This is a genomic window from Streptomyces triticirhizae (assembly GCF_003696235.1).
Lineage (GTDB): Bacteria > Actinomycetota > Actinomycetes > Streptomycetales > Streptomycetaceae > Streptomyces > Streptomyces triticirhizae.
Window position 1 is genome coordinate 17,330 of sequence record NZ_RFFJ01000006.1, and the last position, 21,096, is coordinate 38,425.

The following is a 21,096-nucleotide window of genomic DNA, read 5'->3' on the forward strand; positions in this document are numbered from 1 at the left end:
CTCACCGCCGCTTCCGGTCCTTCTCCCGGCTCCCTCCGCTCGCGTCGTGGCCCTCCCCGGGCGTCCGGGGCTCCGCCGGTGTCCCCGCTCGGTGCTCGCCCCGGCCCTCGGGTGTCTCCGCCCGTGTCTCCCTCCGGTGCTCGTCCCGGTCGTCCTCGCGGCCGTCCTCTCGGCCCCGACGTATCTCCGTCCGGTTGTCCTCTCCGCCGACGGGGTCGGGGGTGTCGTCGGAGTCGTCCCCGACGGCCTCAGCGAATGAGGCGTCGATCAGCCGCTGGGTGAGCCGGCGGCGCACATAGACCGCGAGGACCGCCAGCACCAGCCCGGTCAGCAGCAGCGGGGAGCGCAGCGCCGCCTCCCGCCCCCAGTGCGGCTCGGCCAGCGTCACCAGCAGGCCGCCCAGCGCGGCGCCGAGCGGGATGGTGCCCCAGCCCAGCAGCCGGTAGACGCTGTTCACCCGGCCCAACAGCCGGTCGGGTATGAGGGTTTGACGCAGCGAGACGGTGGTCACGTTCCACAGGACCACGACGAAGCCCAGCAGGCTCATCACCGAGCCGACCAGGTACGCGTTCGAGGCCACGCCGGTGATCGTGAAGACCAGCGTCTGCACCACCGCCAGCAGCGACAGGCTCCGGGCCCGGCCGATCGCCTGGACGACGCGACCGGCGAGCAGGCCGCCGACCAGGGCGCCGACGCCGGTGACCGAGGAGAGCAGCGCGAAGCCGACCGGCCCGAGCCCCAACACCTCCTGGGCGAAGAGCACATAGGTCACCATGGCGCCCTGCGAGGCCATGTTGGAGATGGCCAGCGCGATCGCCAGCCGGCGCAGCAGCGTGTGCCCCCAGAGCCAGCGCACGCCCTCCCTGGTCTCCGCCCAGAGGGAGGTACCCACCTTCGACGCCTCGCCGGTGCCGACCGCTGCGACGCCCGGGCCCCCGGGCGTCGCAGCCGCCGTCGAGGCGGCGACCGGCGGGGCGGCGACCGGCGGGGCGGGCGGGCCCGCGCTCCTGGCGCGGAAGGTGCCGCGCAGCGTGAGCAGCAACACCCCCGCCACCACGGCCGTCACCGCGTCGAAGGCGAAGGGCGCGGCCAGCGTCAACGCCAGCAGCACGCCGCCCAGCGGCCTGGCCAGAAAGTCGTCGGCGACGATCTGGGTGGCCATCAACCGGCCATTGGCGCTGTCGAGTTGTCTCCGCTCCACCACGGAGGGGAGGAGGACCTGCGAGGTGTTGTCGAAGAGCACCTCGGAGAAACCGAGAGTCAGCGCGCAGGCGCAGAGCAGCGGCATCGTCATGGCGTCGACCGCGACCAGCAGCGCGACGGCCCCGACGACCAGGGCGCGGACCCCGGTCATCCACACCATCACCAGCCGCCGGTCCAGCCGGTCGGCGAGCGCGCCGGCCGGCAGGCTGAACAGCAGCCAGGGCAGCCGGTTGGCCATCGCGACCAGGGCGATCAGAAACGCCTGGTCCGTGAGGGTGCTGGCCAGCCAGGGGAACCCGATGGCGCTCGCGCCCTGCCCCAGGTTGGAGACCGTGCTGGCCGACCACAGGCGCCAGAACTGCCGGCCCAGGCCCCGGCGTTGGCGCCGGGAGTCGTCGGGTGCGGCGGCGGTGTGGGGAGCGGCGCCCCGCTCGCGGCTTCTGCTCTTCATGTCGGGCATTCTGCCTCTCGTCACTGACAGTGACAATCGATCGCGTCGCGGGACGATGCCAATACGCCAACGCACGCCCCCGGTTGACCGACGCGCGCCCCCGGTTGTGCGCCCCGCGCGAAACCCGCCGGTAACTCTTGTGAAGCTCCCGGTGCGATCGGGAACGGCCGAGCACCATATGGACACGGAGCACACGATCGACAACGCTCAGGGCATGACCCTCCCCACGCCTCCACAACCCCCACACCCCGCGCAAGGGGCGCACGCGCCCCCTGCGAGCGCCCCGCTCGACTCCCTGGCGCTGCTGATCGCGCTGATCGGTCTCATCACGCTGATCGTCGGCTCCTCCACCACCTCCTGGATCGCGCTCCGCTTCGACGAGGGGCAGTCCGAGTTGACCCTCAACGAGGTGGCCAGGCTGCTGCCTTCGGCCGAGCGCGGCAGCGCGCTGGGCGGGTTCGCGCACGCCTACCTCCAGTACTGGAGCGCCCCCACGGCGCTGGTCGCGGCGCTGGCCTCGCTGGGCGCGGCCTGGCCGCGCCCGGGGCACGCGCCCCGGCGCGCTCTGGGCCGACTCGCCACCGTGGCCTGTCTCTTCGGGATCGTCGCGACGGTCCTGCTCGCGGCGTCGCTCAACGGCCTTGGCGTCAGGGAGGGTTACTGGAGCGAGTGCCGGGTGCTGGCCGGCCCGTGGGTCGCGGTGGTCGGGCTGGCGCTGATGCTCGCCGGCGTTCGCCTGAGCCAGCGGCCCGGCCGGACGGCGCGAAACGAGCCCGCCCGGCCCGAGGCGACGCGGGACGCGTTCGCCGCGCCCGCCGGCCTCGACGCGGGCGCGACCGGACCGAGTTGGGCCGAGGTCACCCAGGCGCCCGAGCCGCTCGGCGAGACGCCCGTTCAGGCGACGCGCGTCCCGTCCTGCCAGACGGCCGAGACCAGCGGGACGCCCGGCCGATAGGCGAGGTGGACCGGGTCGGGCGCGGCCAACAGCGCCAGGTCGGCCCGGGTGCCGGGCGCCAACCGCCCGATGTCGGTGCGGTCCAGGGCGGCCGCCCCGCCGGCGGTCGAGGACCAGAGCGCCTCGTCGGGTGTCATGCCCATCTCGCGAACGGCGACGGCCAGGCAGAACGGCATGGAACTGGTGAAGGACGACCCGGGGTTGCAGTCCGTGGCGAGCGCGACCACGACCCCGGCGTCCAGCAGCCGGCGGGCGTCCGGGTAGGGGGCCCGGGTCGAGAACTCGCAGCCGGGCAGCAGCGTGGCGACGGTCGTTCCGTCGGCGAGGGCCGCCACGTCGGCGTCCGTCAGATGGGTGCAGTGGTCGGCGGAACGCGCGCCCAGCTCCACGGCGAGCGCGACCCCCGGGCCGGGGCCGAGCTGGTTGGCGTGAACGCGCAGCCCCAACCCCCGAGCGCGGCCGGCCAGGAGGACGGCGCGGGCCTGCTCGGCGTCGAACGCCCCACGCTCGCAGAAGACGTCGATCCACCGGGCGTGGGGGGCGCAGGCGTCGAGCATCGGGCCGGTCACCAGGTCGACATAGGCGGCGGGGTCGTCCCGGTACTCGGGCGGCACGATGTGGGCGCCGAGGAAGGTGACCTCCGTCAGCTGCCGGACGGCGATCCGCAGCGCCCTGGCCTCGTCCTCGACGGTGAGCCCGTAGCCGGACTTGGTCTCCACGGTGGTGGTGCCCTGGCGGGCCATCTCGTGGCGGAAGTGGGCCAGCCGCCGGGCCAGTTCGGCGTCGGTCGCGGCGCGGGTGGCGGCGACGGTGGTGGCGATCCCGCCGGCCTCGTAGGGCCGCCCCGACATCCGCGCGTGGAACTCGGCGGTGCGGTCGCCGGCGAAGAGCAGATGCGCGTGGGAGTCGACGAAGCCCGGAATCACGCTCCGTCCGGCCGCGTCGATGTGACTGTCAGTGGCGGGTGCTCTACTGGACGCACCGATCCAGGCGACGCGATCGTCCTCCACCACGAGGGCCGCGTCCCGGATTCGGCCGAGTGGTCCACTGCCCAGGGAGGGGTCGTTGGTGACAAGGGTGTTGATGTGGGTGATGGCGATGCTGGGCATCGGGGGCGCCTCCCGGTGCGGGGTGCTGGTGCGGCCGCTGCGGCTGGTGCGAGCGGCAGGGACGGTGGGAGCGGTCGGGGCCTGGCTGGGGGTGCGGCCGTGGGCCGCGACGCTCCCGCCGGGCCGGGTCAACGCCGGGCGTGCAGCGCGGCGATGGCGCGGCGCAGCGCGCGGGGGGCGTCGTGCACCAGCTGGTGACCGCCGTGACGGACGATGTGTCGCCCGCCCACCACGGTGTGCCGGACGTCGGCGCCCGTGGCGGCGAAGATCACCGCCTCGGCGGCGAGGCGGGGCGGCGGCCCCGCGGTCCGCACCGTGTCCAGGGAGACGGTGGTGAAGTCGGCGAGCGCGCCGGTCTCCAGCCGCCCGGCCTCGGGCCAGCCGAGCGCGGCGTGGCCGTTCTCGGTGGCGCAGCGCAGCAGTTGGTCGGCGGTGAAGTGGCCCCTGGCCTGGGTGCGCACCCGCTCGCCCAGCTCCACGGCCCTGGCCTCCTCGAAGAGGTCGATCACCGCGTGGCTGTCGCTCCCCAGGCTCAACGGGCAGCCGGCGTCGCGCAGTCGCACGGCGGGGCCGATGCCGTCGGCCAGGTCGCGCTCGGTGGTGGGGCACAGACAGGCTGTGGTGCCGGCGGCGCCGAGGAGGGCCACGTCGGCCCCGTCCAGGTGGGTCGCGTGGACCGCCGTGGTCCTTCGTGTCAACACCCCGTGGTCGGCGAGGAGTTGGGTGGGGCTGCGGCCGTGGGCCGCCTGGCACTCCTCGTTCTCCCTGGGCTGCTCGGAGAGGTGGACATGGAGCGGGGAGCCGTGGCGGGTGGCCCAGTCGGCCACGGTGGCCAGCGCCTCGGCGGGCACCGCCCGCACGGAGTGCACGGCGGCGCCGATCCGGGCCACGTCGGTGGAGCGCAGGGCTTCGGCGCGCTCGGCCCAGGCCTCCACGGTCCCGTCCGAGAAGCGCCGCTGGTGACGGTCCGGCGGCCGGCCGAAGCCGGCCGAGAGATAGCAGGTGTCAAGGAGGGTGATACGGATGCCGGCCTCGCCGGCGGCGGCGATGAGCGCCTCGGCCATCGCGTTGGGGTCGTGGTAGCGGGTGCCGTCCGGCTGGTGGTGCACATAGTGGAACTCGCCGACGCATGTGATGCCGGCCAGCGCCATCTCGGCGTAGACGGCGCGGGCCAGCGCGTAGTAGCCGTCGGGGTCGAGCAGGAGGGAGAGGTCGTACATGGCGTTGCGCCAGGTCCAGAAGGTGCCGCCGCCCACCTGGGCGGTGGAGCGCAACGCCCGGTGGAAGGCGTGGCTGTGGACGTTGGCGAGCCCGGGGATCGTCAGGCCCCGCAGCGAGACGGCGCCGATCGGGGGCTCGTCCACCCCGGGGCGCACCTCGGTGATGGAGCCGTCGAGCGCGGTGGCGATCACCACGCCTGGCTCCACGGTCCCGTTGAGCCAGGCGTGTTCGGTCCAGTACGTCTGGGCGGTCAGCGACATACCAGCCCCTCCAGTACCTCGGCGAGTGCGGCGACTCCGGCCAGACAGTCCCGCTGGTCGGCGTGTTCGGCCGGGGCGTGGGAGACCCCGGTGGGGTTGCGCACATAGAGCATCGCGGTGGGCACCACGGCGGAGAGCACCCCCGCGTCGTGCCCGGCGCCGGTCGGCAGCACGGGCGCGTTGTCCAGGCGGGCGGCCACGCTGTCCCGCAGCGCCGGCGTGAACCACTGCGCGCCGGTGTGCGACTCACGGGTCACGGCGAGTTCCACGCCGTCCCGGGCGGCGCGCTCCCCCGCGCCGGCCTGGATGGCGGCGACCAGCTCGGTCAGGGTCGGGCCGTCCGGCGCCCTGGCGTCCAGCCAGCCGGAGACCCGGGACGGGATGGCGTTGACCCCGCCGGGTTCGACGGTGACCTTGCCGAAGGTGGCGAGCGCCCCGGCCAGCCGGGCCCGCTTGCGGGCGGCCAGCACGGTGTGCGCATAGCTGAGCATCGGGTCCCTGCGGTCCGTCAGCCGGGTGGTGCCGGCGTGGTTGGCCTCGCCGGTGAAGTCGAAGCGCCAGCGGCCGTGCGGCCAGATCAACGAGCCCACGCCGACCGGCCGGTCCAACTCGGCCAGGGCACGCCCCTGTTCGATGTGCAGCTCGACGAAGACCCCGACGCGGCGCAGCCGTTCGGGGTCGGGACCGAGCCCCTCGGGGTCGTGCCCGGCGCCGAGCATGGCGTCGGCGAGGGTGACGCCCCCGGCGTCCGTCAGCGCCCTGGCCCGCTCCGGCTCCAGCGCGCCCACCGCCAGCCGGGAGCCCACGCAGGCCACGCCGAAGCGCGCGCCCTCCTCGTCGGCGAACGCGACGACGCCCAGCGGCCGGCGCCCGGTGCGGCCCCTGGCCCGCAGCTCGTCGAGCGCGGCGAAGGCCGAGACCACGCCGAGCGGCCCGTCGAAGGCGCCGCCGTTCGGCACCGAGTCCAGATGGGAGCCGGTGACCACGGCGTCGCCCACCGTGGGATCGCCCAGCCAGGCCCACTGGTTGCCGTTGCGGTCCACCTCGTGGGTCAGGCCGCGCGCCAGCGCCTGGACGCGGAACCACTCGCGCAGTTCGCCGTCCACCGGCGTCCAGGCGTGCCGGCGGTAGCCTCCGGTGCGCGCGTCCCGGCCGATGGGCGCCAGTTGCTCCCACATGGCGGCGAACGAGCCGACGCCGCCGCTCGGTTCGGCGGCCGGCGCGGCCCCCTCCCACGCGCGCCCGCCCTCCGGCGGCGACGCCACGGGCTCCAGCGGTTCGGCCTCGGTCACCGCGCGCCCCCCGCCGGGCCGTCGGAGCCCGGGGCCCCGGGACCTGAACCAGCCCCGCCGCCGCCGGCCCCCGACCCCGGGGCCGGCGCCTCGCGCGTGCCCTCCGGCCCCTCGCGCAGGGGCACCCGCACCCCGTCCCGCTCGGCCACCTCGACGGCCCGCTCGTATCCGGCGTCCACATGCCGGAGCACGCCCATCCCCGGGTCGTTGGTCAACACCCGCAGCAGCTTGCGGCCGGCCAGTTCGCTGCCGTCGGCCACCGTGACCTGCCCCGCGTGCAGCGAGCGCCCCATGCCGACGCCGCCGCCGTGGTGCAGCGACACCCAGGAGGCGCCCGAGGCCACGTTCACCATGGCGTTGAGCAGCGGCCAGTCCGCGATGGCGTCCGAGCCGTCCCGCATCCCCTCCGTCTCCCGGTACGGCGAGGCCACCGAGCCGCAGTCCAGGTGGTCCCGGCCGATCACCACCGGCGCGGCCAACTCGCCCGAGGCGACCATCTCGTTGAACCGTTCGCCCGCCAGCGCCCGTTCCCCGTGCCCCAGCCAGCAGATCCGCGCCGGCAGCCCCTGGAAGCGGACGCGTTCCCCGGCCAGCCGCAGCCAGCGGGTGAGCGGTTCGTTCTCCGGGAACAGGTCCAGCACCGCGCGGTCGGTGGCCGCGATGTCCTTCGGGTCCCCGCTCAGCGCCGCCCAGCGGAACGGCCCGCGCCCCTCGCAGAAGAGCGGCCTGATATAGGCGGGAACGAAGCCGGGGAAGGCGAACGCCCGGGCGTAGCCGGCGAGTCGCGCCTCGCCACGGATCGAGTTGCCGTAGTCGAAGACCTCGGCCCCCGCGTCCTGGAAGCCGACCATCGCCGCCACATGGCGTGCCATCGACTCCCTGGCCCGCTCGGTGAACTCGGCCGGGTGCCGGGCCGCGTAGTCCGCCATGTCGTCCAGCTCCACGCCCAGCGGCAGATAGCTCAGCGGGTCGTGGGCGCTGGTCTGGTCGGTCACGATGTCGACGGGCGCGCTCATCTCCAGCAGCCGGGGCACCACGTCGGCGGCGTTCCCCAGCAACCCGACCGACAGCGGCCGGCGCTCCTGCCGGGCGCGCACCGCCAGCGCGAGCGCCTCGTCGAGCGTGGCCGCCCGCACGTCGAGGAACCCGTGCTCGATCCGCCGCACGATCGCCCGGGGGTCGCAGTCCACGCACAGCGCGACGCCGCCGTTCATGGTGACGGCCAACGGTTGGGCGCCGCCCATGCCGCCCAGCCCGGCGGTCAGGGTGAGCGTCCCGGCGAGGCTGCCGCCGAACCGCCTGGCGGCGACGGCCGCGAAGGTCTCGTAGGTGCCCTGGAGGATGCCCTGGGTGCCGATGTAGATCCAGGAGCCGGCGGTCATCTGCCCGTACATGGTCAGGCCCAGCGCCTCCAGGCGGCGGAACTCCTCCCAGTTCGCCCAGTCCCCGACGAGGTTGGAGTTGGCGATCAGCACCCTGGGCGCCCACTCGTGGGTGGTGAGCACGCCCACCGGCCGCCCCGACTGGACCAGCAGCGTCTCGTCGTCCGCCAGGGTGGTCAGGGTCGCGGCGATCGCGTCGAAGGAACGCCAGTCCCTGGCGGCCCTGCCGGTCCCGCCGTAGACCACCAGCCGGTCCGGGTGCTCGGCCACCTCGGGGTCGAGGTTGTTGTGGAGCATCCGCAACGCGGCCTCCTGCGGCCAGCCCCTGGCCGTCAGGGTGGTCCCGGTCGCCGCCCGCACCGGGCGTGCCCCGGGAAGCGCGCCCGACGCCCCCGACGTTCCTGCCGGCTCTGAGGGTCCTGCCATGGCGCCTGCCTCCCCGATGTGGGCGGAATATTCAATCACTCTAGGGGCTGAATAGATTCGCTCAACAGGGCGCGGTTCCCCTTTCTCACGGGCCTGACCCCGGCCGCCCGGTCGTGTTTGGCTGGGGGCATGGTGCTCCCAACCCGACGCGACCAGGCCGTCCGGGCCCTGCTCGCCCACGGCCTCCTCACCGACGACCAGCCCCTGGCCGCCCTGCTCGACCTGCGGGGCGTCCAGGAGTCGGCCTCCGCTCTCCATGCTGCCTTCGATGCGGTCACCGCGCCCGGCCAACGGGTGCTGCACACGTTCGCCGTCAAGGCCGCCACCCTGGTGCCGGTGCTGCGGCTGCTGGACGGGTTCGGCATCGGCAGCGAGGTGGCCAGCCCGGGCGAGCTGGCGCTGGCCGAGGCCGCCGGGCTCGCCGCCGACCGGATCGTGCTCGACTCCCCCGCCAAGACCGGCGCCGAACTGCGCCGCGCCCTGGACCTCGGCATCGCCTGCAACGCGGACAACCCCCAGGAGCTGGAACGGCTCGACGCCCTGCTCCCCGACCACCCCGGCCATGGGCCGATCGGGCTGCGGATCAACCCCCAGCTGGGCGGCGGAACCATCGACGCGATGAGCACCGCGACCGCCACCAGCAAGTTCGGGGTCGCGCTGCGCGACCCGGGGGCGCGCGACTGGGTGGTGCGCGCCTTTCTCACCCGCCCCTGGCTGACCCGGCTGCACTGCCATGTCGGCTCCCAGGGCATGGCGCTGGAGGCGATGGCGGACGGCGTGCGGGAGACCTACGAGCTGGCCGAGGAGATCAACGCGGCGGCCGGCCGGCGGCAGGTCGACACCCTGGACATCGGCGGCGGGCTGCCGGTCAACTTCGCCTCCGACGAGATCACGCCCGCCTTCGCCGACTACGCGCGGCTGCTGAGGGAGACGGTGCCCGGCCTCTTCGACGGGCGGTACGGGCTGGTCACCGAGTTCGGCCGGGCGCTGCTGGCCAAGGCCGGCATGGTGGTGGCCCGCGTCGAGTACACCAAGGAGTCCGGCGGCCGCCCGATCGCCGTCACCCACGCCGGCGCCCAGGTCGCGACGCGCACCGTCTTCGCGCCCGCCTCCTGGCCGTTGCGGGTGGCGGCCTACGGCCCTGGCGGCGAGCCCAGCGCCGAGCCGCTGGTCAGCCAGGACGTGGCCGGGCCCTGCTGCTTCGCCGGTGACCTGGTCGCCATCGACCGCCCGCTGCCCAGGCTCCGGCCGAACGACCTGGTGGCCCTGCTCGACACCGGCGCGTACTACTTCTCCACGCCCTTCGGCTACAACGCGCTCCCCCGCCCCGCCGTCTACGGCTACTCGGTCGACGGCCGGGGGCCCGCCGTGCTGACCCCGCTGCGCCGCGCGCAGACCCTGGCCGAACTGGTGGAGGAGGCGGGCGGCTCGCTCTGAGGCGCGCACGGAACGGAACGGAACGGCGGGCACGGAGCGGAGCCGACCAGAACGCAACGGAACGGAACGGCCCGCAACGGAACGGACCGGCGCGCACGGGGCCGAGAAGCGGCGCGCGCCAGGCGGAACGCGCGGTCTGGTGCGACGCACGCCGGTTGGCGCGGCGCGCGCCGACGAGCACGCGCCGTTCAGTCCAGGAAGACGCCCCGCGCGGCGGCCCGTTCGTCGAACCGTTCCAGCCGCGCCTGCGCGTCGGGCAGCGCGTCGCACATCGCCTCCAGCAGCGCCCGGCCCAGCAGCAGCGGCGCGCACGCCGTGTCGAACGAGAGCGCGGTGCTCACCGGCGCGACAAAGAGCTGGTCGGTGGGCGCGGCGACCGGCGCCAGCGGGCTGTCGGCCACGGTCACCACCGCGAGCCCCAACCCCCTGGCCACGGCCAGCGCCGCCGGCAGCTCACGCGGGTAGCGCGGCAGCGCGAAGCAGAGCAGGGCGCGCGCCCCCGCGTCGGCGGCCTGCTCGATCCGGTCGGCCAGATGCGAGCCGCCCTCGTCCAGCAGCCGGACGTCCGGGTGCACCTTGGCGGCGAAGTAGGCGAAGCCGCGCGCCTCGGCCGCCGCCGCCCGCAGGCCCAGCACCGGCAGCGGCCGTGAGCCCGCCAGCAGCCGGCCGGCCCGCTCCAGCCGCGTCGGATCGCCCAGTTCGGCCGCCAGCGCCCGCAGCCGCGCCACCTCGGCCCACACCGCCTGCTGGTAGACGTTGGGCTCGGCGTCCTCGCCCGCCGGCGCGCGCTCCCCGGCGCGCAGCGCCTCGCGCAGTTGCCGGCGCAGCCCCGGATAGCCGTCGAAGCCCAGCGCCACGGCGAACCTGGTCACCGACGGCTGGCTCACCCCGGCCAACCCGGCCAACTCCACGCTGGACAGGAACGGCGCCTCCTCGGCCCGCCGCACCAGCACCTGCGCGATCCGCCGCTGGGTCGGGGTCAGCCGGTGCCCATCGAACAGGCCCGCCAAGCGCGCGCTCGCCTCACTCATCCGCGTCAGTCTAGGCAGCGGCCCGAACGGGCGGACCCGAGCGCCCGGCCGGACACCCGGGCCGCGGCCCCGGGAACCCCCCGGTCCCATACGGGGGTTAGCCCCCGTGCCGCCCGCCGCGTGGAGGTCGTACCGTTGCGCCATGAAGAGTGGCCGTGATCCTGAGCTGAACCGAGACACCGACCTGAAACGGGATCTCGAAGCCGCCGTGCAGACCCGCAAGGAACTGGGTGAGGGGTACGAGGCCGAGCTGGTCGACTCGTTTCTTGAGAAGGTCGAGCAGCGCATCGAGACCACCGTGGACAAGCGCGTCCGTCGTCAACTCGCCGAGCAGCAGATGGTGATCGCCCGGGGCGGCCGGCCCTCGCAGAGCGCCGACGCACAGGGCCCCGGGGTCGCGTTCGGCCTGGCCGCGCTCTCCCTGGTGCTGGCGATCCCGCTCTCCGCGATCGCCGCCGTGCAGACCGGCCTGGCCGGGCTGCTCGTCTGCTGGGCCGGCGTGGTGGGCGTCAACGCGTGCTTCCTGGGGCACACCAAGCTGCGCGGCGGCGAGAAAAAGTCCGACTGGGACTGAGACCGGTCCCGACGTCGAGCCCCTCGCACGACAGGCGTCGAGCCCCCCGGGTGGGTGGCCCGAGGGGCTCGAGAGAAGACTGGCGGGGGCCGCCGCACCCCGGCGCGAAGCCGAGGGCGGGACGACGGCGGCCCCCGCGGGGACACGGGCCGGGTCGGGGCCTCGTGTCCGGGCGACCAGGGAGGTCCGGGAGCCGCTCCGGAGGTCCTTGGTGCCGACATCCAGAACTCTGCCGGAGCGGTGTTAACGACGCGTTGCCCAGCCGTGACACTTCGGGATCTCTTGGTGGACCCGCGTGTTCAACGCCGGTCGAGGGCGGACCCGCGCGTTCGGAGCCGACGCGTCCCCGCCCCGCGCGTTCACGCCGAGGCGCTCCCCGCTCCCACGCCGGCGCGCTCCCCCGCGAGGAAGGCCAGCAGGTCCTGCCGGCTGACGACGCCCGTCGGCTTCCCCTCCACCAACACCACGGCGGCGTCCGCCGCGTGCAGCGTGCTCATCAGGTCCGCGATCGGCTCGCCCGAGCCGACGTGCGGCAGCGGCGGGCTCATGTGCGCGTCCAGCCGGTCGTCGAGCGCGGCCCTGGTGGTGAACAGCGCGTTCAACAGCTCCTTCTCGACGACCGAGCCCACGATCTCGGCCGCCATCACGTCGGGGTGGCCAGCGCCCGGCTTGACCACCGGCATCTGCGAGACGCCGTACTCGCGGAGCACCTCGATCGCCTGCCCCACCGTCTCGTCCGGGTGCATGTGCACCAGCGACGGCATCCCGCCCGACTTGGCGCGCAGCACGTCGCCGACCCGGGTGGCCGGCTCGCCGCCCTCCAGGAAGCCGTAGTCGGCCATCCACTCGTCGTTGAAGATCTTGCTCAGATAGCCGCGCCCGCCGTCCGGCAGCAGCACGACCACCACGTCGTCCGGGCCGAGTTCGCGCGCCACCTCCAGCGCGCCCACCACCGCCATCCCGCAGGAGCCGCCGACCAACAGCCCCTCCTCGCGGGCGAGTCGGCGGGTCATCTGGAACGAGTCCTTGTCCGAGACGGCCACGATCCGGTCGGCCACGCCCCGGTCGTAGGCCTCCGGCCAGAAGTCCTCGCCGACGCCCTCCACCAGGTAGGGGCGGCCCGAGCCGCCCGAGTACACCGAGCCCTCCGGGTCGGCGCCCACCACCCGCACCCGGCCGCCGCTGACCTCCTTGAGGTAGCGCCCGGTGCCCGAGATGGTGCCGCCGGTCCCGACGCCGGCCACGAAGTGGGTGATCCGCCCCCCGGTCTGCTCCCACAGCTCGGGCCCGGTGGTCTCGTAGTGGGAACGCGGGTTGTCCGGGTTGCTGTACTGGTCCGGCTTCCAGGCGCCGGGGGTCTCGCGCACCAGCCGGTCGGAGACGTTGTAGTACGAGTCCGGGTGCTCGGGGTCCACGGCGGTGGGGCAGACCACCACCTCGGCGCCGTAGGCCCGCAGCACGTTGATCTTGTCCGTGGAGACCTTGTCGGGGCAGACGAACACGCAGCGGTAGCCCTTCTGTTGGGCCACGATGGCCAGGCCCACGCCGGTGTTGCCCGAGGTCGGTTCCACGATCACGCCGCCGGGCCGCAGCGCCCCGGAGCGCTCGGCGGCCTCGATCATCCGCACGGCGATCCGGTCCTTCACCGACCCGCCGGGGTTGAAGTACTCGACCTTGGCGAGGACGGTGGCCTCGATTCCCTCGGTCACTCGGTTCAGTCTGACCAGCGGGGTGTTGCCGACCAGTTCGATCATGGACTCGTGATACTGCACCTGGGTCTCCGCATTTCAGGGGCGGGTTCTTCCGCTGTGAACGGCGATGGAGAGCACCCTATTGCGTTGCGGGGTGGGCCGGGTTGGGCACCACACAAGTGACGGGGTGGTCGACGAGAGGCAGTGGGTGGATGTCAAGAGCGCGCGTGGCACGGAGAATCGCGACGGCGGCGGCCTTCGGGGGCGGCGGGGTCAGCCTGCTGGGGGGAGCCGCCGTGGGACTGCTGCTCACCGAGGCCAGGTACGCCAGGCGGCGGGTGCTGGACGGCTCGTCCGACGCCGAGCCGCCGGTCGCCGACGGGGTCTACGGGACGGCGTTCGCGGCGGCGGCCGGCGTTCCGTGGCGGCTCGCGATCCTGGGCGACTCGACGGCCGCCGGGCTCGGCGTCGAGCACGCCCGCCAGACCCCGGGCGCGCTGCTGGCCTCCGGGCTCGCGGCGGTCTCCGAACGCCCCGTCGAGCTGCACAGCGTGGCGCTCTCCGGCGCCCGCTCCCTCGACCTCGAACGCCAGGTGTCGCTGCTGCTCACCGAGCCGGGGCGGGCCCCGGTGCCCGACGTGTGCGTGATCATGATCGGCGCCAACGACATCACCGGCCGGGTCTCGCCCGCCGAGTCGGTCCGCCACCTCTCGGACGCCGTCTCCCGGCTGCGCACCGCCGGCTGTCAGGTGGTGGTCGGCACCTGCCCCGACCTGGGCTCGGTTGAGCCGGTCGGGCAGCCGCTGCGCTGGGTGGCGCGGCGGCTGTGCCGGCAGCTCGCGGCGGCGCAGACCATCGCCGTGGTGGAGCTGGGCGGGCGAACGGTCTCGCTGGGCACGTTGCTCGGGCCCGAGTTCGCCGCCCACCCACGGGAGTTGTTCGGGCCGGACCGCTACCACCCCTCCGCAGCCGGCTACGCCACGGCGGCCATGGCGGTGCTGCCCACGCTCTGCGCCGCGCTCGGCGTCTGGCCGGAGGAGCGGCGGCCGGGGATGCCGCGCGGGGAACGGCTGCTGCCGGTGGACCGCGCGGCGGCACGCGCGGTGCTCGAAGGGGGCACGGAGGTCAGCTCGGCGGAGCGCGGCACCCGTCGCGCGCCCTGGGCGCTCCTCAAGCGCCGGCGCAGGCGCCCGCTGCCCACCGAGGCGACGGAGCCCGTGGGACAGCAGGACGAGGAGGACGCGCCGGCGCGCGACCGCTCGCGGGGGCGGGCGGGCTGGTCGAGCGAGGCCGTGACATAACCTCTACCTGCCGGTAACTTCGACCCGGGCGAGCCGCCCGTCCGTCCCCGTTCCGCCCCGGAGGAAGCCGTGCCCGAAGCAGTGATCGTCTCAGCAGCCCGCTCTCCGATCGGACGGGCCGGCAAGGGCTCGTTGAAGGAGATGCGCCCCGACGACCTGACCGCCACCGTCGTCCGCGCCGCGCTCGACCAGGTCCCACAGCTCGACCCGGCCGAGATCGACGACCTGATGCTCGGTTGCGGCATCCCCTCCGGCGCCCAGGGCAACAACCTCGCCCGCGTCGTCGCCGTCCAGCTCGGCATGGACCACCTGCCGGCGACCACCGTCACCCGGTACTGCTCCTCCTCCCTCCAGACCACCAGGATGGCGATGCACGCCATCAGGGCCGGCGAGGGCGACGTCTTCGTCTCGGCCGGCGTCGAGATGATCTCCGTGAACCCCAGGGAGGGCGCCGAGACCCACAACCCGCTCTTCGCCGAGGCCGAGGCACGCACCGCGCACCGCGCCGAGCACGGCGGCGAGGGCTGGCACGACCCGCGCGAGGACGGTCAACTGCCCGACATCTACATCGCGATGGGCCAGACCGCGGAGAACCTGGCCCGGGCGAAGGGGATCACCCGCCGGGAGATGGACGAGTTCGGGGTGCGCTCGCAGCGGCTGGCCGAGCGGGCCATCGCCGACGGCTTCTGGCAGCGCGAGATCACCCCGGTCACCACCCCCGACGGCACCGTGGTCGCCGCCGACGACGGCCCACGGCCCGGCGTGACGATGGAGGGCGTCTCCGCCCTGAAGCCGGTCTTCCGCCCCGACGGCCTGGTCACGGCGGGCAACTGCTGCCCGTTGAACGACGGAGCCGCCGCGCTGGTGGTGATGTCCGACACCAGGGCCCGCGAGCTGGGCATCACCCCGCTGGCGCGGGTGGTCTCCACCGGGGTCTCCGCGCTCTCGCCCGAGATCATGGGCCTGGGCCCGGTGGAGGCGTCCCGCCGGGCGCTGGCCCGCGCCGGCCTGACCGTGGACGACATCGACCTGGTGGAGATCAACGAGGCGTTCGCGGCCCAGGTGATCCCTTCCTACCGGGAGTTGGGCATCGACCTGGACCGGCTGAACGTCAACGGCGGCGCCATCGCCGTGGGCCACCCCTTCGGGATGACCGGCGCCCGGATCACCACCACGCTGATCAACTCGCTGCGCTGGCACGACAAGCAGTTCGGCCTGGAGACCATGTGCGTGGGCGGCGGGCAGGGCATGGCCATGGTGCTGGAGCGGCTCAGCTGAGGAGACCGAGGAGGAGACAGCGGCGACCCCGGGTGGCGGGGTCGTCACACGGACGGGGGGCGTGCGCCGGCGGGCGCGGCCGGGCCCGGCGGTATATCCGCGCGATACCGAAGCGGACCCGGGATGTGATCCACGCCCGTTCGACAAGAAGAAGGCGCAGGTCAACGCCGACAGGGGGGCGCGTAAGGGACCAAATACCTGTCCACTTCATGACGTTTTGCACTGCACGCCGTGTCCGCGCCCCGGAAACCTGAGATAAGAAGTCAGGGACCAACAGCACTGGGAGCGAGTCCGTGAGCGCCATATCCGTCATCCTGCTGGTGAGCGCAGGCACCACCGTTGCCCTGGGCGGCCTGTCCCTGTACACCGTGCGTGCCCTGCGCGGGGAGTTGGCCGCGCTGCGGGCGGATCTGGCCGCCGGGGCGGCGCGGGTCCCGGGGGCCAGGGCCGAGGTCTCCCCCGACGATGTCAGAACGGCCGTGGTGACGGCGCTGGCCGAGGAGCGGGAGCGGGAGCTGGCGGAGGCCAGGGCGTACTGGGCGGAGCAGGACGCCAGGGAGGACGAGGGCCCGGGCGCGCTGCTGGCCGGGCGGGGCCTGAGCTATGTGGTCGCGGACGACGACGAGGAGCTGCTGGACGCCCTGTTGGAGCGCTATCTGCTGAGCGACTCGACGCTGCCCCCCTCCGTCCGCGAGGGCTCGCTGTTCCTGCCCCGGCAGTCCGACGAGGGCGCCGAGGACACGTACGAGGACGCGGGCGCGGCCCCGGGCGGCGAGGAGGACGAGCAGGCGGACGAGTCGGCCGCGTTGGCCGCCGCCCGCCGCCGGCACCCCTCGCACCCGGGGTTCACGCTCTCCGGGGAGCCGGTGGACCGCTCGGACGCCGGCGGGCGGCGCCGCGCCGACCACGGCGACACGGCCGACCGGCTGACCCAACTCGCCGCCTCCCGCGTCCCGTTGGCCGACGTACGCCCGGGCCCGCTGGGCACCCTGGACGTCTTCCTCTTCGCCGACGGCACCACGCTGTGCCTCACCCCCAGCCACCAGGAGGCCGCCGAGCGGCTGGCCTCGGCGCTGCGCGCCGGCGAGCCGCCGGTGCTGATGGGCGGCTCGGCGGTCTCCGGCGCCTATGCGCTGACCTTCTCCTGCGGCGCGGAGGAGAACGTCTATCTGCTGGCCGACCGGGTGGTCGCCTCCTCGCTGCCCGGCGAGTAGGGCGCACGCCCCGGGCGCGTGCCCCGGGCGCGTGCCCGGCGGCCACGGCGCGCGTGAGATGCTCCGGGGCGGAACGACCGCACGGAGGCGAGCGAGATGGCGGTGGAGACGGCGGAGTTGCACGCCGCGCTGGAGCGGGCCGTGGAGCGGCTGCGGCGGCTGCCGGAGAGCCGGCTGCGGCGCGGCGCGGCGGCCGAGGGACGCGCCCTCGCCGACGCGTTGACGCGCCGGGCTCAGCTGCTGGAGGAGCCCCACCGGGGCGGCACCCGGCGGGTGCCCGACGCGGGCCTGTGGGCGGTGGGCGACCAGATCGCGGTGACCGGACACGACCTCGCCCGCGCCATCGAGGCCGCCGACGACCCGGCCCGCGCGGAGCGGGAGTTGGCCGAGGCGCTGCGCCTGCTGGCCGCGTTCACGGTCTGAACGCCGGCCGCCACCCGCCCCGTTCGACGACCGCGGGAGCCCGTTCCCCACCTGAGGGACGGACGCCAGCGGGCCCCGACGAGAGTCTCGTCGGGGCCCGCTGGGTGAAGCCGTTGACGGCGCCCGCGAGGGCGCCGGCGGTCAGTCGCCCTGAAGGATGGCGATCAGCCGCAGGAACTCCATGTAGATCCAGACCAGGGTCAGGGTCAGGCCGAAGGCGGCCAGCCAGGACTCCTTCTCCGGGGCGCCGTAGGCGACGCCGTCCTCGACCATCTTGAAGTCGAGGGCGAGGAAGCAGGCGCCCAGGACGATGCCGATCACGCCGAAGGCGACGCCGAGCATCCCGTCCCGCAGGCCCAGGCCGTTGCCGCCGCCGATCATCGCGACGACGAGGTTGACCAGGGACAGCAGGATGAAGCCCAGCGCGGCGGCGAGCACGAACTGGGTGAAGCGGGCGGTGACGCGAATGATGCGCTGCTTGTACATGAACAGCACACCGGCGAAGACCGCCATGGTGCCGATGACCGCCTGCATCGCGGCGCCGGGCGCGTACTGGTTGATCGCGTTGCTGATGGCGCCGAGGAAGATGCCCTCGGTGACGGCATAGGCCAGAATCAGCGGCGGCGAGGGCTCGCGCTTGAACGACTGCCACAGGCCGAGGACCAGGGCGACCAGCGCGAAGGCCACGCCGACGCCGAGCGGCAGGTCGGTGATCCAGGCGACAGCGGCGGCGGCGACCACGGCACCCAGGGTGATCGCGGTGCGCGAGACGACGCTGTCGATCGTCATCACATTGGGGCGGGTGGGGGCGACATATCCGCCGTCGGGGCCCACCTGCGGCTGCGCATACGGGTTCCCCGGCTGCGGCGCGTAGGGGTTGGCAGGGCTCCCCGCGTACGGATTCCCGGTCTGCGGCTGCGGTCCGGCGTTGAAGCCGGCGTAGCCGCCGTCCCGACTGAACCCCCGACGCGTGAAGACCGGGTTGCTGCTCCTCATCTCACTCCTCCATGGGGCCGCACGGCACGGCCTTGCTACCAGAGTAATGCGTTAGCAAAGTCCGCACGGTAGTGCACCCAAGGAAACTACTGGAAGAGCCTCGTTGTTCCCAGCCCTTCATGAGCCCCGCTCACCCCGCCGGCGGGAGCGCGGCTCAGGGGTTTCCCACCCGCGTGGTGCCGCGCTCGGCGAACGGCGCGTAGTACTCGGTGAAGAGCTTGCCGACCAGTTCGCCACGGCTGGAGACCCCGGTCTTCCCGAACACCGTCTTGACGTGGTCCCGCACGGTGTGCGGCGACAGGTGCAGCTCCTCGGCTGTTCCAGCGGTGGAGAGCCCCCGGGCCAGGCACTGGGTCACCTGGATCTCCCGCTCCGTCAGCTCGAAGGCCGCGGCGATCAGCGGCATGACCTCCGAGGTCTTCGCCGGCTCCAGCACCACGGCCGACGGCCCGAGCGCGCCGTCGGCGCCGCGCAGGCAGGAGGCGTGGCAGACCAGCCAGCGACCGGAGCGGGTCCGCACCCTGACCCTGGCCGGTCCGCGATCGCGCCGCTCGGCGACGGCCCTGGCCTGGAGCGCCGTGGCCCGCACCCAGGCCGGAACCCGGATGCCGAACGAGGACGGGGTGGCGGGTCCTGCGGGCAGGTCCGCCAGATAGGCGCGGGCCTCCTCGTTGACCGAGAGCAGCCCGCCGGAGGCGTCGAGGAGCAGCAGCCCCGGGCCGGGTGAGCCGTCGGGCAGCGGGTTGACGGCGGGCTCGGCGAAGGAGCGAAGGGTTTTCGCCAGCGGGGTGACCAGGCTCGCGACCAGCCGGGTCTCGGCCTCGCCGAAGGCGGGCGCGCCCCGCTCCCGGAAGAGGCTGATGTGGCCGTGCGGCCGGCCGCCCACCCTCAGGACGGCGCGCAGCTCGTCCCCCAACCCCCGTGGCCGCATGAACCGTTGGTACAGCGCGCTGCGGGCCGGAAGATCCCCGGTGGTCTGGCGGAGGCCGGCGACCGGCACCCTCGCCCGGGTCAGATCGCGGAAGAGGTTCACGTTCTCGGTGAACAACTCGCACTCCCAGTAGACCGCGCAGCCGCCCTCGTCGAGGTTCTCCGCGCGGATGGGCGCGGCCAGCAGCCCGGTCAGCGGATCGACGACCCGCCACACCGACGCCTCGTGGGGGAGCAGCTTCCGCAGCTGTGCCGACGCCTCGGCGAACAGGCCCGGGGCGTCGGGCGCCTTCGCGGTTCGAGCGAGCAGCCGGGCCGTGCCGGACGGGCGTTGGGGCACTGCTGAGCTGGTCACTCCGCCATCGTGACAGCGGGCCGGCGCGTTGGCCAACCCCCCGATCGAGGGGGTGGAGGCGCCGCGTCTCCCCCGGACCCGGGGGATGGATGGGGCCCGAATCCCCGGCCGAGACTGCTGGTCGAAGCCGCGTCCGCCGGGTTGAACGGCCGTGGCCACAGCATCGGAAAGGACCCGTCCATGGCCGAGGACTCCCCCTCAAGCACCGCGTCTCCCGAGGCGCTGGACCGACTCGTCACCGAGCTGCGGGGCGAGGTGTTCACGCCCGGGGACGCGGAGTTCGCGTCGGAGCTGTCCGGATTCAACCTGATAGCCCGGCACCGGCCGGCGCTGGTGGTCCAGGCCGCCGGCGCCGGGGACGTCAGCGCCACGGTGCGGTACGCCGCCGCGCGCGGGCTGCCCGTCGCGGTCCAGGCCACCGGGCACGGCATCGCGGCCCCGGCCGACGGCGGGGTGTTGATCAGCACCCGGCGGATGAACGCCGTGACCGTCGACCCGGCCACCCGCACCGCCAGGGTCGAGGCCGGGGCCCGCTGGCACCAGGTCATCGCCGCGGCGGCCCGGCACGGGCTCGCGCCGCTGAACGGCTCCTCCGACCAGGTGGGCGTGGTCGGCTACACGCTGGGCGGCGGCCTGGGCCCGCTCGGCCGCCGGTACGGCTGGGCGGCCGACCATGTCACCAGCGCCCACCTCGTCACGGCGGACGGCGCGTCGCTGGAGGTGAGCGCCGACCGGCACCGGGACCTCTTCTGGGCGCTGCGCGGCGGCAAGGGCGCCTTCGGCGTCGTCACGGCCCTGGAGTTCCGACTGATGCCCGTGGAGCGGCTCTACGGCGGCGGCATCCACTTCCCCGCCGAGTCAGCCGCCCCGCTGCTGCGCGCGTGGCGGGACTGGACGGAGCGCGTTCCCGACGCCATGACCTCCTCGTTCGCGCTGCTGCGGCTCCCGGACGTCGCGACCGTGCCGGAGTTTCTCCGGGGCCGTCTGACGGCGCACCTGCGGATCGCCTTCACGGGGTCGCCCGAGGAGGGTGAACGCCTGCTGCGCCCGCTGCGCGCCGTTGGCCCCGCCATCGAGGACCAGGTGCGCGACATGCCGTACTCGGCGGTCGCCGACATCCACCGGGACCCGACCGAGCCGCTGGCCTACCACGAACGCAACGTCGTGCTCGCCGAGTTGGACGACGGCGCGGTGGCGCGGCTGCTGGCCCTGGCCGGCCAGGACTCCGGCTGCCAGGACCTGATGGTGGAGCTGCGCCACCTCGGCGGCGCGCTCGCCAGGCCCCCGGCCGAGCCCAACGCGGTGGGCGTCAGGGACGGCGCCTTCACGCTGTCCACGCTCTCGCCGCCGAACCACCCGGACCGCGTGCCGCACCGGATGGCGCCCTGGGGCACCGGCCGTGGCTACCTCAACTTCTTCGCGGGACCCGACACGGCCGACGCCGCGCGGGACTGCTTCCCGCCCGAGACCCACGCGCGGCTGTCGGCCCTGAAGGACCGCTACGACCCGGGGAACCTCTTCCGCTTCGGCCACACCGTCCACGGCCGCGCCTGACCACCACCGCGCC

At 74.3% G+C, this 21,096-nt stretch carries 17 protein-coding genes; 8 read left to right on the top strand and 9 right to left on the bottom strand.

The genetic code is table 11. The annotated features are described in order from the left end of the window. Nucleotide 1: 1 nt before the first annotated feature. Nucleotides 2–1,654 carry an MFS transporter gene (locus EBN88_RS02580; RefSeq protein WP_158621306.1) on the bottom strand — a complete coding sequence of 551 codons (1,653 nt, stop codon included), beginning with the start codon at nt 1,652–1,654 and terminating at the stop codon, nt 2–4. A gap of 214 nt (nt 1,655–1,868) precedes the next feature. On the opposite strand from EBN88_RS02580, the gene EBN88_RS02585 reads away from it, so the two are divergent. Then, on the top strand, nt 1,869–2,609 hold the full coding sequence (locus tag EBN88_RS02585) for a hypothetical protein (RefSeq protein WP_147472626.1): 741 nt from the start codon (nt 1,869–1,871) through the stop codon (nt 2,607–2,609). Here the strand turns inward: EBN88_RS02585 and hutI are convergent. The 4 genes from hutI to hutU all read right to left on the bottom strand — a co-directional run bounded on the left by hutI (nt 2,549) and on the right by hutU (nt 8,299). Further along, nucleotides 2,549–3,718: an imidazolonepropionase gene (gene hutI / locus EBN88_RS02590; protein WP_122182130.1), complete on the bottom strand. Its 1,170-nt coding sequence runs from the start codon at nt 3,716–3,718 to the stop codon at nt 2,549–2,551. The genes EBN88_RS02585 and hutI overlap by 61 nt on opposite strands. A gap of 128 nt (nt 3,719–3,846) precedes the next feature. Continuing rightward, nucleotides 3,847–5,199 carry a formimidoylglutamate deiminase gene (locus EBN88_RS02595; RefSeq protein WP_122182131.1) on the bottom strand — a complete coding sequence of 451 codons (1,353 nt, stop codon included), beginning with the start codon at nt 5,197–5,199 and terminating at the stop codon, nt 3,847–3,849. Beyond that, a complete protein-coding gene (locus tag EBN88_RS02600; RefSeq protein WP_122182176.1) occupies nt 5,190–6,377 on the bottom strand; it encodes an allantoate amidohydrolase in 1,188 nt (395 codons plus the stop codon). The genes EBN88_RS02595 and EBN88_RS02600 overlap by 10 nt, the downstream gene beginning before the upstream one ends. A gap of 110 nt (nt 6,378–6,487) precedes the next feature. Next, nucleotides 6,488–8,299, bottom strand: a complete 1,812-nt coding sequence (gene hutU, locus EBN88_RS02605; protein ID WP_122182132.1) for a urocanate hydratase — start codon at nt 8,297–8,299, stop codon at nt 6,488–6,490. A gap of 129 nt (nt 8,300–8,428) precedes the next feature. On the opposite strand from hutU, the gene EBN88_RS02610 reads away from it, so the two are divergent. Further along, on the top strand, nt 8,429–9,736 hold the full coding sequence (locus EBN88_RS02610) for a type III PLP-dependent enzyme domain-containing protein (protein WP_122182133.1): 1,308 nt from the start codon (nt 8,429–8,431) through the stop codon (nt 9,734–9,736). Nucleotides 9,737–9,924: 188 nt separating this feature from the next. Here the strand turns inward: EBN88_RS02610 and EBN88_RS02615 are convergent, their stop codons facing one another. Further along, complete coding sequence (locus EBN88_RS02615) at nt 9,925–10,767, bottom strand: MurR/RpiR family transcriptional regulator (RefSeq protein ID WP_122182134.1); 843 nt, start codon at nt 10,765–10,767, stop codon at nt 9,925–9,927. Between the two features lie 142 nt (nt 10,768–10,909). Between EBN88_RS02615 and EBN88_RS02620 the strand changes: the two genes are divergently transcribed. Then, on the top strand, nt 10,910–11,341 hold the full coding sequence (locus tag EBN88_RS02620) for a hypothetical protein (RefSeq protein WP_122182135.1): 432 nt from the start codon (nt 10,910–10,912) through the stop codon (nt 11,339–11,341). Between the two features lie 359 nt (nt 11,342–11,700). Here EBN88_RS02620 and EBN88_RS02625 read toward each other — a convergent pair whose 3' ends face one another. Next, nucleotides 11,701–13,113, bottom strand: coding sequence for a cystathionine beta-synthase (locus EBN88_RS02625; RefSeq protein ID WP_122182136.1), 1,413 nt, complete (start codon nt 13,111–13,113; stop codon nt 11,701–11,703). 146 nt (nt 13,114–13,259) lie between these two features. Between EBN88_RS02625 and EBN88_RS02630 the strand changes: the two genes are divergently transcribed. From EBN88_RS02630 to EBN88_RS02645, 4 genes are all read left to right on the top strand, one after another. After that, on the top strand, nt 13,260–14,333 hold the full coding sequence (locus EBN88_RS02630) for an SGNH/GDSL hydrolase family protein (protein WP_233580395.1): 1,074 nt from the start codon (nt 13,260–13,262) through the stop codon (nt 14,331–14,333). 69 nt (nt 14,334–14,402) lie between these two features. Next, nucleotides 14,403–15,611, top strand: coding sequence for an acetyl-CoA C-acetyltransferase (locus EBN88_RS02635; RefSeq protein ID WP_122182138.1), 1,209 nt, complete (start codon nt 14,403–14,405; stop codon nt 15,609–15,611). A 293-nt stretch (nt 15,612–15,904) separates the two neighbouring features. Continuing rightward, nucleotides 15,905–16,825 carry a hypothetical protein gene (locus tag EBN88_RS02640; RefSeq protein ID WP_122182139.1) on the top strand — a complete coding sequence of 307 codons (921 nt, stop codon included), beginning with the start codon at nt 15,905–15,907 and terminating at the stop codon, nt 16,823–16,825. Between the two features lie 96 nt (nt 16,826–16,921). Then, on the top strand, nt 16,922–17,248 hold the full coding sequence (locus tag EBN88_RS02645) for a hypothetical protein (protein WP_122182140.1): 327 nt from the start codon (nt 16,922–16,924) through the stop codon (nt 17,246–17,248). A gap of 141 nt (nt 17,249–17,389) precedes the next feature. Here the strand turns inward: EBN88_RS02645 and EBN88_RS02650 are convergent, their stop codons facing one another. Together EBN88_RS02650 and EBN88_RS02655 are read right to left on the bottom strand one after the other, a co-directional pair. Further along, the gene (locus EBN88_RS02650) at nt 17,390–18,244 is read right to left on the bottom strand and encodes a Bax inhibitor-1/YccA family membrane protein (protein ID WP_122182141.1); all 855 of its coding nucleotides are present in this window, start codon (nt 18,242–18,244) and stop codon (nt 17,390–17,392) included. 154 nt (nt 18,245–18,398) lie between these two features. Continuing rightward, nucleotides 18,399–19,529, bottom strand: coding sequence for a helix-turn-helix domain-containing protein (locus EBN88_RS02655; protein WP_122182142.1), 1,131 nt, complete (start codon nt 19,527–19,529; stop codon nt 18,399–18,401). 180 nt (nt 19,530–19,709) lie between these two features. Between EBN88_RS02655 and EBN88_RS02660 the strand changes: the two genes are divergently transcribed. Beyond that, nucleotides 19,710–21,083, top strand: coding sequence for an FAD-binding oxidoreductase (locus tag EBN88_RS02660; RefSeq protein ID WP_122182143.1), 1,374 nt, complete (start codon nt 19,710–19,712; stop codon nt 21,081–21,083). Nucleotides 21,084–21,096: the final 13 nt, after the last annotated feature.